Origin of the sequence: Ruminiclostridium papyrosolvens DSM 2782 (assembly GCF_029318685.1) — a bacterium.
Taxonomy (GTDB): Bacteria; Bacillota; Clostridia; order Acetivibrionales; family DSM-1351; genus Ruminiclostridium; species Ruminiclostridium papyrosolvens.
In genome coordinates this window covers 609,078-624,065 of record NZ_CP119677.1, presented here as the reverse complement: position 1 = coordinate 624,065, position 14,988 = coordinate 609,078, and the positions used below count along the sequence as shown (strand labels likewise).

The following is a 14,988-nucleotide window of genomic DNA, read 5'->3' as shown; positions in this document are numbered from 1 at the left end:
AAAAAAGAAGTGATAACAGGTTGACATTCACTAAGATCTACCTTTGAAATCAGATGGGGATACTCCTACATAAAATTTGAATTTTTTGTAAAAGTAATTTATATCTTTAAATCCTGTTTTTTGTGCAACTTGATATACCTTGTACCCCTCCCTCAGGAATTGTATGGCTTTTTCAACTCGAATGGTATCAAGATATGTGTTGAAGTGTTTTCCAGTATTTAGTCTTATCTTCTTGCCGAGATAATCACTGTTATAATTAAATAAAGCAGCAATTGTCTCCAACTTCAAATCATGATTATAATTCCGCCCAATGTAGTCAAGGATTTTTTTAACTGGATCATCGGGTCGTTTTTTGTCAAGTTCCTCTAAAATTTTTATAAATATATACTTCATGTATACATGCAACTCCTGCAAACTAACTTTTTTGCATATTTCCTTAAGAACTTCCTGACTGACACTAAGTTTTTCCTGCATTTCTGGATTAACTGAAACCAGCTTATTTACAGTAGCCGAATAGATATTTGAATAATTAACTTTTATCACATCTTCACAATATCCATCGTATAAAAATTCCTGAAATACGCCATCCATTACATCCTCTATTTGATCTATATTACCAGCATCAATCCCTTTGTACAGACTGTCTACTATATGCTCCAAGCTATAACCCAACCGGACATTTCCATCTTCACCAGCAATATTTGTATCTTCTATCGTATCACTGATAATCCTTTTTGAGCCCAGAATGAATTTACGATTTAACAATTTACTTGCATGATGAAAAGAATACAAAATATCTGATAAATTTTCCACTAAGCTACCTAATACAATTATGATATCTGCTCCACATAACCCGTTAATCTGTAACGGCAGATCGTGAAGAATCTCTAAATTGGTCATAAGCTTCATATCATTAAAAAGAATTCCGACGTAATTTTCAATATCAAAAACATAACCCAGTTTATTTTCAGAAATAATACTTTCAATATTCTTTTTAACACTCATTTTCATAGTCATTTCTTTCAAATGTTCACCTTCTATTTCTACAAGAGCAATTCGATAATTGCTCCACGGAAAATCAAAGCCATAAAAGGAGGAATACATTTCAAGTGTTTGAACATCTATTGTGTCAAATATAATACTTTGGAGTATTTTATCCCTTGAGAAAGATATGCTCAAATCCATATTCTGTTTGATATGTTTTTTGTTCATTATCCTGTCATATGCCTTGCTAACCTTCTCTATAAGCACAGGTTGCTCTATCGGTTTGAGAATATACGAATCAATACCCAGTTCGATAGCCATCTGCGCATATTTGAAGTCGGAATATGCGGACAAAACAATAAACTCACAGGGTACATCATCTACCCGCAAGTCCCTGATCATTTCTAAGCCATCCATTATTGGCATTCTAACATCCACAATAACAAGATCCGGGTTTAATTCTCGAACGTGTGTCAACCCTCTTAAACCATTACTGGCTTCACCACAAATGTAGAACCCATATCGATTCCAATCTAAGATTTTTTTTAAGCCCTCCCGGATATAATCCTCATCATCAATAATCATTACTTTGAGCATACATTCACCCTTCCGCTGGTAAAGTAATCTCCACTTTGGTACCCTTTCCCAAAGTACTGGTGATAGTCATTCCATGATCCTCTCCATAATAGAGTTTTATCCTCTGATGTACATTTTTAAGTCCAATATGCTGACCAACAGAATCCTCTACCTCATTCAGACTATCAGCAATATACCGCATCTGCTCCTCATCCATTCCACAGCCATTGTCTTCAATTATAATTCTCAATATCCCGCTCTCTTTTTCAGCTTTAAGAGAAATATCACCACCTTCTTCCACTGATTTCAACCCGTGAACAACAGCATTTTCAATAATAGGCTGTATAATAAACGGAAGCATCTTATAATTATCAAGTGCACGGCTATAGTTCAGTGTATAGTTAAACCTATTTCTATATCTAAACTTCTGTATGTCAAGGTAAGCCTTTATCAAATTAACTTCTTCATGGAAAAAGACCAGTTCATTCCCTATTTCCAGATTTCGTCTCATTATTTTTCCTAAAAGCATGATGACCTCTGCAACCTCTTCGTCCCCATTACAATAAGCTCTCATTCGAATTGCTTCTAGTGCATTGAAAAGAAAATGAGGATTAATTTGGCTTGCAAGTATTTTCAACTTGATTTCTCTTTGCCTTATAGCCAGTTGGTTTTTTTGCATATTCACCACATACACTTCTTTTATCAAGTCATTTATACTTTTTACCATTACCCCCAAATCCCTGGAAAGTTGACCAATTTCATCATTTCCTTCAATGGATGGTAAAAAATCAAAGTTGCCCAAAGTTACAGTATGCATATCCTCACTTATACGCTTTACCCGCTTGCTGATGGAATTGGCAAAAAATATGAACAAAACTGCAGCCATTACAAAGCTGATCATCATTATTAAGAATCCAAGCATAAAAGACTTCGTGACTTTATCAGTAATAGCATCTAATGGTACTAACGAAACTATCCTGAACTCCTTATTGTTAGTACTAGGAAGAAATGTTCTAACAATGGCTTTTACTTTTTTATCGCCATAAATGATTTCGTGAATACCTGAAGGCATGTCTGAAAGGATTTTAAGGTCCTCCATATCCAACTTTTTATTTACTAATTCAACTTTTTTTGCAGCCAGTACAATTCCTTTATCATCCAAAAGAATAGTCTCATAGGGTTCATCTATTACAATAGACGTCAAGCAACTTTGTTTTATACTAATTACCAAAACCCCAAGAGGCTTTAACTGAATAGCACCTTTGAGTTGAGTTGTCAGTGATAGATGCTTGGAGTTCCTAATGGGATTGTTAAACATCTGCCAATAAACCCCTCCATTTAGTATTCTAGCTTGTTCAAACCAAGTTTGTCCGTAAATATCACCGTCAGCAATAATAAATTGCCCACTGCCTAACATGGTTTCATTATATGTATATAGCTTTATATCCTCTATTTCCCTGGAATAATAACGTGTACAATTCATAATCGCTGAGTAACCGGAATAAGCATCCAACACCTCATTTACTGTTTGATATCTTGTCATTACTGTACGCTCAAGGTTGGTATCCATGTTAAACTGCCCAAATAGATCATTCGCCAGCTTAAAAGTTTCGTTAAGTCTTCCATATACCCTATCCACACTGTTGCTGGCCTCATACATTGCCCTCTCAGTAGCCATTTCCATCATGCTAAGGGTTAATACAAGTCCGATAAGAAGAACAGGCAACAATACTACTAAGATATAGGAAAACAGAAGCTTATTTCTGATATTTACATTATTCAACCGTTTCAAAATATGAATTTTCTTCATTTTTTTAACCTGATAAATATCTACATAATTGTGATATGGTGTAACCCTTCCGGAGAAAATATAAATCCCACAAATAGCACAAATTGGAATACCTTAATACAAACAATATAACATAAATCAAATGTTAAGGTAAAGCAAATTTATTCCTTATTCATTCGCTCTTTCACTAAGCTATCGCATATTTCAAACTCTAATCCTCATAATCCTATTAATAAACCCAACATTATAAAGGACAGATTGAATTTTCTCAACCTGTCCTTTCTTAACGATATGCATAATTTTTAATTCCACAAATTGTGTACTCCTCGGTTACTAAACTCTTAAACCTAGCATAGGTTTTACTTTTATTCTATAAAATTGTTAATATATTTAGTCTTTCTATGTGTTATCTGTCTTGATATAAAGGGTAATTTTAAATACCAACGAGCACACAGCATTATTATTCCTGATTCAAAATGTTTCCACATATATTTAATTTATCATGTTCTTTTGCATACTTCCCCGGTGAAATCCCTTCTATTATATGAAATGTCCTAATAAAGTTTGAATAATTATTAAAGCCTGATAGATAAGCGACATCAGTTACACTTTTTCCTGCGTTAAGCAATTCTTTTGCATAAGCTACCTTGCGGTCAACGATATATGACCGTATCGTCAAGCCAGTATGCTTCTTAAATTGTCTGCTTATATGTGTTCCATTCAAGAAAAATCTTTCACTAATAGCATCTAACGTAATTTCATTTTGTATATTTTGTTCAATATAATTCATTACTTCTTTTATTAGCTTAGGCATGATGTTACTCGAAATATGGTTTGAAGACATATATTTTCGATTTACTAATACCAATAATTGCTCACAATATGCTTTAATTAAAATGTCATTACCGAAGCTTTCTTCATTTTCAGACTTAATCAAGCCGTCTGTTAATGAAATAATTTGTTTACACTCATTATCTGATAGTCTTATTACATTATTTTCACCTAGTTTTCTATTGTTAAAACAAAGTGCTAAATTGCTAATTGTACTAGATATTGGCTCATACAAGCTTCTGAAATATATATGGAAATCCTCTCAGTAATTACAATTACGAAATTCAAGCAACTTCCTGCAATTCTTTTTTCTATGTACACATACAACTCCCTCCCATCTAATTAGCATACGATCTTTAAAATGAATATGGTAATTTGGTGATAGCACCCAGAAGGTATTGTTTTAATAAGGCATAGTCTATTGAATTAATTTCCCCATTTCCATCCACATCTGCAGCCTTTAAACCGTTTTGAGAAGGGAACACAATTATGTTTCCAAGAAGGTAACTCTTCAATAGCGCAAAGTCTATTGAGTTTATTTCATCATCACCATTTACATCACCGTACTTAAATTCACCCATTGTTGATTCTAATAAATTTGGCGGCCGTAATCCTGCGGGTTCAGTACCCCATATTAATTCCCCGTTACGGTAAAGAGCCATTTTTTTATAATCCGTTAAATTGGTTATGGATGGAGAAAAGGAATAGTCATTGGTCTGATCCATCTTAGATGTATCACCATAATACCATCTCACCTGGACTTCTCCAGAGTTTCCTCCTGCAGGAATAATACCGGAGGCGAAATTAATATCCATATAGCGGTATATATTGAAGAATCTTGAGGTCACTGATGTAATTGGGAGTTTTTCTGCCCAGTCGCAAGCAAATGATTCCCAACCAAGCGGCCCTTCTCTGGTATACCAATAGCGGAGAACCAAGTCGGTTAATGGAACCTCCTTGTCCGTTGTATTGACAACATTAAAACTGAAACGAGACGCCCCTGCTGAAGCACCTGTTTCACTGCACTTATATTGTACTTTGATAGACCCTGTAGCTGATGGCGGATTTGAAACCACCAATGGTTCAGGAGATACTACAGCATGAGGAACAGGGGTTTTCCCTTCGGGTAATAGTTTAAGGAAAACCATGGAGCTTGCAGGAAGGTTCACTGTAAATGAACCGCCGGTTGATAAGATTGTCGAACTAACTTGTTCATCTATTTTTCGTGCATCAGGGTGAACTACACCATTAATTTTCACGTCATCCCATTCCTGGTTAACCGTGGAATTGGGAATCTGACTATCCAATCCGGTATAAACAGGTTCTATCACCCACTTTTCACCCGAGGTGGCAGGCGTAAAGCCAGAAACTGCAATACTAGCTGTTGTGGTATCCGTAGGTGAATTATTCACGATGAACATTGTTAAGTTCCCGTCACTATCCTTGGCAGCATAGGAGCGAATCATTGAATTATTTGAAGTTGCACTTACCATTTGGCGGCCAAATTTATTTTGAAGGAAGGGGTAAATGTAGTAAGTAGGCGTGACATACCCATTTCTGTACCAGACGTCATCCATCCAAGGATTTGCTATGGTCCATTTGTTCTTGGCACATTCCATAAACATCTGCGAGTTAAACATCGCGTCCACATATAAATGGTCTGCAGGGGTAGAACTGAATTCTGTCATTGCATATTCTATTTTCCCAACATATGCGGCACCCAAATATTTAGTAATCATTGAATTAAGGTTGTCAGTAAATGCCTTGACGCTGTCGACTGATTTTAAACATGTAGCGTCATTCGCTGGAGTAACTGCCTGATTAATGGTGGGATAAAAATGGATGGTAAGAAAATCTGGGATAATTCCTTGTGCTTTAAATTCAGAAAGCATAGTCGGGGTCCAATTATTCCAGCCACCTTCAGTCTCGACAGCAACTGCTCCGCATTTTATGGTGGGGTCAACCGCCTTCATAGCTCTGTAAAAATTACAATACCGCTGAGCGTATTCCTTACCGTTTGCTGCATATCCTGCTTCCCAAGAGCCGTACATCTCATTACCGATTTCCCAATATTTAATCCCCATCTTTCGGGTAATATTCATGTCTTTTACCCATGCGGCTGCTTTTGCAACTGCTTCTGCATTGGTATGCTGCACACCATTCCACACACCGCCGCAATTCACAATCGGTTGCATGGTTCCTCCAATTTTATTCAGATAATCGAGGCATTCATCATAACTTATAACCCAGCTATTTCCACCCACCTCCATATCATCCCAGATGTAGGCATCTCCCCATGAACCTCCTGGCCACCGAAACAATTTGCGGTTTGTGGATTTCGTAAATTCATTTTTGAGTAAATCTTTTCCATCCTCATTCCCTGTCCATGCAGCAAGATTAGATCCGTAGAAAGTATCCGGAATCGTATAGCTAACGGTTCCAGCGTTAACGTTGATTGTAGCAGATGTATTCGCAGCATTCACCGGTGACACTGAAAAAGGAAACGTTAAAATAGCCATTATACTTATTATTGTACTGATGATTTGATACTTTTTCTTCATTTTTTACCTCCTAATTTGGGGATTTGTAATTTGTATATATTCAAACGCCTCTAAAATGAAGATGAGCTGGAAAGGCTGTATCCCTACTTCATAAAAACAAAGGATTCAAACTCAAACAGATGCCTGCCCTTGAACATATCGGTAAAACAACCTCCGAAGCTGTCCTCAACTACAAAATATAAGGCATGTCTACCCGTTACATTCTTCACAACCGCACTATAAATGCCATCATCAGGGCATATTTCACACATGCCTATTTCCTCTCCGTTTTCATAACGGTCAACTAGAACCTTTATATTTGACTTACACCCTGTACCTTTTATTAAGGCACTAAATTTCATCGTTTTGCTTGAACAATCTTTACCAAAATCAAAAAATTTATAGCCAATAATACAACCATTTGTAATTGATGTAATAGGCCTTAATGTTACATTCTTTTCTGTTATAAAGCAGCCGCCTTTTAATACACAAGCAATTTCCGCCGGAGTAATTTTATAAGGTGAAAGCGATTCCTCAAAGCCGAGAGACGTCATTCCGACTTCCAGGATTGTTCCATCAGCCATTATTTCAATCTTCTCAACACACGCACGCCTCGACATAACTGTACCGTTTGTCATGCGATGGTAGAAAATATACCATTGATCATTAATATTACAGATTGAACCATGATTGTTTCCACCTGGATAATCAATGCCGTTGTCAACAATAACACCTCGATATTCAAATGGACCTTTTGGATATTTTGATGTAGCGTAAACAAGCCTACTGCCTGTTCTCGGAGAATAGATGAGATAGTATGTATCTTTGATCTTTCTTGGAGAGCAGGCCTCAAAAAACATAAACGGTTCTTCTATAGGAATAATATCATCCTGATATGTTCCATCCATAATTTCACACATGTTATCAGGATTGATTTCTACAACGAACGAACGCTCATACCCACAGTAAATGTACACTTTCCCATCCTCGTCAACAAGTACGCCAGGGTCAATAAACCAACCTCTACCGAAGCAGTCCTTCTCCTTGCCCTTGGGGATATTGTACCTGTATTGTGAAATCAGCTTAAATGGGCCTTCAGGTGTATCACTTACCGCAACACATCCCTTTGCATTCATTATGTATGCGTAAAGATAGTATTTTCCGTCCTTTTCGACTACATCCGGTGCATAAAGATCACAATCTGTCCAAAAGGTATCCGATGTATGATCGCGATCATTTCTCGTATGGAAGATATGACCATGGCAGGTCCAACTACTTAGATCATCAATTGCCGCTGACCACACCTTCAGTTTGTAGTCACAGAATTTGTCTGAGCCTGCATTATCATGGGATCCGTAAACATATACACGGTCGCCGAAAACTCTAGGTTCGCCATCGGGAATATACTCCCACAACGGGAGATAGGGATTGGGCATATAAAAACCTCCATTAAAATATTATTATGTTATACCATTATATTCCATAATTATCACATATCTAATGGCACAGACAGACATGTTAAATGGAAATGACATAACATCAGATATCTTTGCTTAATAATTACTTTTACCCATTTACTTGAACCCAAATAGACTTTTCGAACTTTCGCTGTGGCAGGGTCTGTTATCTGTATGTAGTAATTCCTCCAGAAATAACGCGATATAAATACTTATATATTTTAACATGCATATTTTTGTAATAATACTAGAAAAAACCATGTAATTTATACTGTAAAAATCCGACTTTTTGTAACTGCTTCCATACGCATTTACTTCGACCCAATTTGAATTGTCACACCCTAGCCTTATGAGCTTTTAAAGCAAACATAAAAGCCATCCCTATTCGAGATAACTTTCAATTCATTTTTTCTGTTAACTAAATTTTGTTTACTACATATTCCGGGTAATTCGATAAGCCTTTACGTTCCAGTTTTATCCATCTTTTAACTTCATTCCTTTTTACAATTTGTTAGTATATCATGTGCTTAACCCTTATGGAATAATATTTTCTCCTGTGACTCCTTTTTATAGCAAATCATGATTCGTATCCTCTTCGTGTAGTTTCTTATCTGAATCTCAATGTTGCGCAGGTGCTCCGATCCATAAGTACTCCTGTACTTGAGGTTGTCTCACGTCTTAGGATTTTAACTGAGGCAGGAAAGCTAAAGGTTGAGCATTTTTGTAAATTTCTGTATATACTATTGAAAAATAAATACTTTTTATACAGATTTTTCTCATTAATTGATGGTAACGAATGCTCAAAACCTCAGAACGCCTTGTAATAAGCACTTTATACGTTTTTGGAACATAAATAAAGGAGTGTCGCAAAACTTTGGTACTTATTTGGTCAAACCATCTGCAAACCCAGCGAAATAGCCATTTTGTGTAATTCTTCAATAGATTTTTGAGGTATAATATAAGTAAATAAACGAATACGTCCGAAGGTTAGCCATGAAGTACATACAAGGCCAGGACCGCCACCAAATCTCAATTTTTCCCGAATGCGTAGAAGATTACATAGAAGAAAATAGCCCTGTCGAGTCATCGATGCTTTTGTTGAAAGCCTCGACCTTCTACAATTAGGTTTTTTAAGGGCTACGCCAAAGGAACAGGCCGTCCCACATATGATCCCAAGGATTTGCTCAATCTTTATGTATATGGGTATTTTAACAGGATACGTTCAAGCCGTAAGCTCATGCCGAAATGCACAAGGAATGTTGAACTGTTTTACCTTCTAAAAAAGCTGACCCCTGATTTCAGAACTATCTCCGACTTTCGCAAAGATAACACAAAGGCTTTAAAGAACACCTTCCGTGCCTTTGTCAAACTGTGTATGAAACTGGACTTATACCAAAAAGAGCTTTTGGCTATCGATGGTTCAAAATTCAGGGCGGTTAATAGTAAAGATAATACATACAATGCCGAAATCCTTGAAAAGAAGCTGAAAAGAATTGACGAACATATTTTAGATTATCTCTACCGCATGGATCAAGAAGATAAATCCGAGCCGGAAGCCCGCCGGATGCACAGTAAAGATGGATTCCATTGTTGCTACAATATTCAGACAGCAGTTGATAAGGGTAGCCATCTAATTGCGGACTATGAAGTTACCAACCGTAATACCGACCAGGGATTACTTAAGCAAGTAGCCCAAAATGCAAAGGAAATTCTTGAAATAGAAACTGTTGAGGTAGTAGCAGATAAAGGCTATGAAAGCCGTCAGGATATTTTAAACTGTGTAATGAACGGAATAGTTCCAAACGTTGCTTTAAAATATGATAAGCATGAAAGACTTTATGCAATTGACTATGAAGATACAGAAATAACGGAAGAAATAAAGAACTCAAAAAAATCGTGTCAATGCCCGAACAGATGTACCGGAGGGAAAAGCCCTAAAACGGTCAGTTTTGGGCCTAAAACAAAATATGTTCCGGTGCGTATGTATGGAAGTCCTAGTATTAAGCTTAACCCTGTGCCAGCCGACATACCTCTCAATCCATTTAATCACACCCTTGATCGTAAAGATTATATCCCAAGGAAGGTAGTTCTTAGAATAAAAGAAGATATCGCAAAGTGGTATGCTCCCCTCTAGGTAGACAAGTAAAATAATAAAACACTTGAATACTTGGAGGGGAGTTCTTTATGTCATTTAAACATAAGTTTTCATATGAAGACAAGTTAATGATAGTTGAAAAATATATCACAGGAAAGATAGGCTTTAGAGAAGCATGTAGAGTCTATCATTGCCTTATGTAAGTAATTCAATTTTCTTATCTTTGTGAGTTGTTGAATTCTTTCTATCGATGCTGTTGGGTTAACCTCAGAATAATTAACTGAAACCTCATAAGTCTGCTCATCTTCATGTACTAGAAGAGTTCTTGCTTCTGCTGTTTCTGTCTGCGTAATACACTCTACAAGATACGTATCAGCGTACTCTGTTGTGTATATCGCTAAGAATTCCTTATTATCCTCAGGAATTTTGAAATACTTTTTTTGTTTTTCTTCGAGAATACTTCTTAGTTCATAAAGATATCTGTATGTATAGGAAAAGTTATGCCTGAGCTTATCAGCTATTTGGCTATTTGGATTATACCTAATCTGAAGAATATTCTTACGATTGGGATACTTTGATTCATCAAACTTTTGGTTCACAAGTTTTACTTTATACGAAACTCCATCAAGTATAAGAAAGATATCCTTTGATTCACCACGGCCTATAAATTTTTTGATATTATTCTGAAAGATAACTTGTATATCCAAAGGAATGCTCAATCCCTGATTTAGTAAAGACCAATCCACTTCTTTCTTGTAGACATAGTAATTATCAATCATGTAGCTCCCCCTACTTCCATTCCTTCAATAGCTTTTCAACAAATTCTATATCCGCCGGCATAAATTCGTACTCACCTATTTCTTCTACACTTACCCATTCTGCAGCATTATGTACGTTTAGCTTTAAGATCCCGCCAATAACCTCTGCATTATATATAGTAAAATGGATTTGATTCCCTCTTAAGTGATAAATGCTCGTAGTGAAAACCCCTAGAACCTTAATATCTAGTTCGAGTTCCTCACGAATCTCCCTCATTATACATTTTTCTAGGGTCTCACACTTTTCTCTTTTACCGCCTGGGAACTCCCATAGCATGGCGCATTCATCATCTGCGGCACGCTGGCATATAAGGATTTTGTTTCCATCATGGATTATTGCAGCTGTAACTTCCATCATATACTACCCCACTATCATCTTATTCGTCTTCTTCATGTATTTTGCAGGTATTGGCTTGTGTAGCTTCCATAGGATGTTCATGGGATAACTTCCATGGTGCTTCACATAATCTGCAAGTCCCAGAAACGTATATGGCAATGCTCCTGATGTATCAGTTTTAAACTCCCTTACAAAAAGCAATACCTTGCTCCCAAGCTTTTTGTGGTTAATATACCTTTGCCCGGTTTTTGATGATTCACCGGTGGTGCTTTGGCTCTGCCAATGAAACAGATATTCACTTTCTGAATAGTCGTTATACATTGTTGTAGGAGAATAATCTTTATCGGACTTATTAAGCGTAATAAAAAATATATCTATCCCCTTATCCGATAAGTACTTCACGCCTTCTCGCACTGTGTTAGGTTTCATAAAATCCATTGCAACCAGGATCTGATCTCTTGTATAGGAACAATGCAAATCTAGCACATTATCAAAACCTAGCAGAACAGGCTCATCAATGAAGTCAATTCTTTCCTTACATATATAGAGAATTTCGATAAGCTCGTTGTAAAGTGTTGGATTATTCCTTAATTTCGAAATCCCTTCAAGATAATTATTAAACCCGCAAGCATCTAAGCCTTTCTGGTATATAGTATAAAAGAACATCACTATGTACTTCTTTTCTTCAACTGATAAGGAATTCCACTGGACAAACTCAATTTTGGGGAGAGTATTGAGTAAGAAATCTATCCACCGCCTTGAGTCAATAGCGCAAACCCTAACAAAGGCTTTCTTCAACAATTCCTCATTCGGTTCTTGAAAGTCTGCCGCTACATTAGCCATTTCACATAATCTTGAAAAGCTGTCTCTTTCATATATTATCTTAATATCAAGGTTATAGAACTCGATAAAGTTTGCCAATGTCAGCTTCTGTCCCGAATCTTCCTCAAATGTGGCAATTCTAGAAATAAGATTTGCTCTATAACCAATTGCGTTCCTGATATTCTCTAATATATATTGCCTTGCTACTCTCTCTAATTGAATAAAACAACCTTTGGGGAGAGATACAAACCCATCTTTTACCTCTCTTTGAATGCCTCTTGTGGTATTAGCTAACAAAGCTTTGAACTTCTCTTCAAAGTTATACTTCACATTTGCCTGTCCAATAAAATCAAGTACAGTAAGACACTCCTTATTCTCAGAAAGCCTTATTCCTCTTCCTAACTGCTGCAAAAACACTGTCAAGCTCTCGGTTGGTCTAAGAAACAGGATTGTATTTACCTCTGGAATATCCACACCTTCATTATACAAATCAACAACAAAGATAAACCTGATGTCACCATCAATTAGGTTTCTTTTTGCCGATTCTCTAGCTTTTTCGTCTGAGAGTCCAGTTAAACATAAAGATGGGATATTGAACTGGCTAAATATCTCAGCCATATATTGCGCATGGTCAATCGATACACAAAAGCCCAGTCCTTTAATTTCATTTACATCTGTGCAATACTTGTTAATAGCATCTATTGTGAGCTTTGCTCTCATGTCATTTCCGGTTAATATTTTATCCAGTTCGCTTTTGTCATATCCATTTCTACTCCAGCGGATAGACTGTAGATCCACATTATCTGTTACTCCGAAATAGTGAAATGGACAAAGCAGCTTCCTATCTATTGCTTCAGGAAGTCTTATTTCAGCAGCTATCCGATTATCAAAATATTCAATAATACTCTTTCCATCCATTCTTTCCGGGGTCGCTGTCAAACCAAGCAATATTTTAGGTTGATAATAGTCAAGTAGTATTTGATATGTTGGCGCTGCTACATGGTGAAACTCATCGACTACTATATAATCATAGAACTCTCTGGTAGTATATTTATAAAACTCTTTAGAGTTAAAGGTTTGGATAGAGATAAATAAATGATCAATACTTTCCGGAATATAACTGCCCACATACAATTCACCAAAGTTTGCGTCCTTTAATATGGCTCTAAAGCATAACATGCTCTGCTTTAGAATTTCTTCTCTATGTGCTATAAAAAGCAACCTACAAGGCTTACCCTTATTTTTAGAAAAAAAGTGTTTGTAATCAAATGCCGATATTACCGTTTTTCCAGTTCCTGTGGCTGCAACAACCAGGTTGCGGTAATGCCTTTTTACTTCCCTTTCTGCCTCAAGCTTTTCCAGTATTTCAGACTGATATGGATAAGGGTGAATATCAAACCCAAATATTGATGTCTCGGCGTTGTTGCCTCTTTCGGCTTTGATTGCTTTTTCAAGCCTGATCTTTTCACCCTCTGAATATGAAACGAATTCCTCAGAATTCCAATAGCTTTCAAAAGTAGCATTTATTTTATTGACTGCATCAGGTAAATCCTTTGCAGTTATTTTAACATTCCACTCAAGACCACTTGATATTGCTGCGTTAGATAAGTTTGATGAGCCCACATAAGCAGTGCTATAGCCAGAGTCCCTGTAAAAAACATAGGTCTTTGCATGCAGTCTTGTCCGTTTGGTATCATAGCTAATTTTTATTTCGGTATTTTGAAGTTGTGCCAATGCCTCTATTGCTTTCACATCTGTTGCGCCCATATAAGAAGTAGTAATAACTCTTAAGTGTCCTTTTGCCGTAAACTCCTTTAATTCATCTATAATAAGCCTGAGTCCGCTCCATTTGATAAAAGAAACCAACATATCTATTCTGTCACAGGACAATATTTCCTTTTTAAACTCAGAGAATATGCTTGGCTCATGTAGAGCTCCTGTAAACAAGGAACTCTGAGCTATAGATGTCTTAGGTCTTATAATATCGACCTTTTCATTTACCGCATGAATAGAATCTTTCTTTTTCAGTAGAGCTACAAGCAGTTTCGCTTGATTATCTATGGTAAGGTCAGTGTAATGATCACTATCGGTTATTTCAACTATGTGTTGAATGAGGCCATTACATAACTGTATTTGCTTTTGAATTCCTCCGCCACTGTCTTTAATATTTGCAAGACCTTTTTCTATTACTTCCGATATGTACTTAGAGAGTACTTTTGAAGCCTCTTCCTCATCAATATTTTCCAGAACCGGCTCATCCTCAGAATCCACTAGTAGTTTTTCAGAAATTATTTGATTGAGTACCTGCTCATATATACCAAAAGACAGCTTAAATGTATCGCCCATAATATGCCTCCAACTTTTCGTCACAATGCTTTTTTATCCAGCTAATATCTTCTTTTGTAAGCTTCTTTAACACATGTTTGTTAAACTCAACAAATTCAATCTCCGGTTTTTCTCCTTTAGCCAGCAAATCTCTGTCAAGCTCCATCTTTTTTTGTGGAGCCAGTACCATTTGTCCTGGTCTGTATTCCTTGATATTCAGCAATCTATTAATTGAGTATGGCGTGTTGAACATATTCGCATTATCAATGAAATCAAATACCATAAGATATTCCTTACCTTCACATTTCCTCATTCCACGCCCCAGTTGCTGCATATGTGGAATTTTATATTAAATTATACCAAGTTTAGTTCTATCTAAATTTAAACATATACCCCGTTTCAAATTCTCCAGTT

At 36.5% G+C, this 14,988-nt stretch carries 10 protein-coding genes; 1 reads left to right on the top strand and 9 read right to left on the bottom strand.

Features of this window, described 5'->3' with window-relative positions:
- Positions 1-30: 30 nt before the first annotated feature.
- The 5 genes from P0092_RS02970 to P0092_RS02950 form a co-directional block, all read right to left on the bottom strand.
- Entirely contained in the window at positions 31-1,581 is a 1,551-nt protein-coding gene (locus P0092_RS02970) for a response regulator transcription factor (RefSeq protein ID WP_004618991.1), read from the bottom strand.
- Positions 1,582-1,585: 4 nt separating this feature from the next.
- A complete protein-coding gene (locus P0092_RS02965; protein ID WP_276187061.1) occupies positions 1,586-3,343 on the bottom strand; it encodes a sensor histidine kinase in 1,758 nt (585 codons plus the stop codon).
- Positions 3,344-3,809: 466 nt separating this feature from the next.
- Complete coding sequence (locus tag P0092_RS02960) at positions 3,810-4,415, bottom strand: helix-turn-helix domain-containing protein (RefSeq protein ID WP_004618993.1); 606 nt, start codon at positions 4,413-4,415, stop codon at positions 3,810-3,812.
- 121 nt (positions 4,416-4,536) lie between these two features.
- The gene (locus tag P0092_RS02955) at positions 4,537-6,741 is read right to left on the bottom strand and encodes a dockerin type I domain-containing protein (RefSeq protein WP_004618994.1); all 2,205 of its coding nucleotides are present in this window, start codon (positions 6,739-6,741) and stop codon (positions 4,537-4,539) included.
- An 83-nt stretch (positions 6,742-6,824) separates the two neighbouring features.
- The gene (locus P0092_RS02950) at positions 6,825-8,156 is read right to left on the bottom strand and encodes a family 43 glycosylhydrolase (RefSeq protein ID WP_004618995.1); all 1,332 of its coding nucleotides are present in this window, start codon (positions 8,154-8,156) and stop codon (positions 6,825-6,827) included.
- A gap of 1,201 nt (positions 8,157-9,357) precedes the next feature.
- Here P0092_RS02950 and P0092_RS02945 point away from each other — a divergent pair.
- Positions 9,358-10,311: a transposase gene (locus P0092_RS02945; RefSeq protein ID WP_081580244.1), complete on the top strand. Its 954-nt coding sequence runs from the start codon at positions 9,358-9,360 to the stop codon at positions 10,309-10,311.
- Positions 10,312-10,397: 86 nt separating this feature from the next.
- Here the strand turns inward: P0092_RS02945 and P0092_RS02940 are convergent, their stop codons facing one another.
- The 4 genes from P0092_RS02940 to P0092_RS02925 are packed head-to-tail and all read right to left on the bottom strand — an operon-like array spanning position 10,398 to position 14,887.
- Positions 10,398-11,051: a hypothetical protein gene (locus P0092_RS02940; protein ID WP_004618996.1), complete on the bottom strand. Its 654-nt coding sequence runs from the start codon at positions 11,049-11,051 to the stop codon at positions 10,398-10,400.
- 10 nt (positions 11,052-11,061) lie between these two features.
- Entirely contained in the window at positions 11,062-11,448 is a 387-nt protein-coding gene (locus P0092_RS02935; protein ID WP_004618997.1) for a (deoxy)nucleoside triphosphate pyrophosphohydrolase, read from the bottom strand.
- A 3-nt stretch (positions 11,449-11,451) separates the two neighbouring features.
- Positions 11,452-14,595 (bottom strand): DEAD/DEAH box helicase, encoded by a 3,144-nt coding sequence (locus P0092_RS02930; RefSeq protein ID WP_004618998.1) that lies wholly within the window; start codon positions 14,593-14,595, stop codon positions 11,452-11,454.
- Positions 14,579-14,887 carry a hypothetical protein gene (locus P0092_RS02925; protein ID WP_040758658.1) on the bottom strand — a complete coding sequence of 103 codons (309 nt, stop codon included), beginning with the start codon at positions 14,885-14,887 and terminating at the stop codon, positions 14,579-14,581. The genes P0092_RS02930 and P0092_RS02925 overlap by 17 nt, the downstream gene beginning before the upstream one ends.
- Positions 14,888-14,988 lie beyond the last annotated feature (101 nt).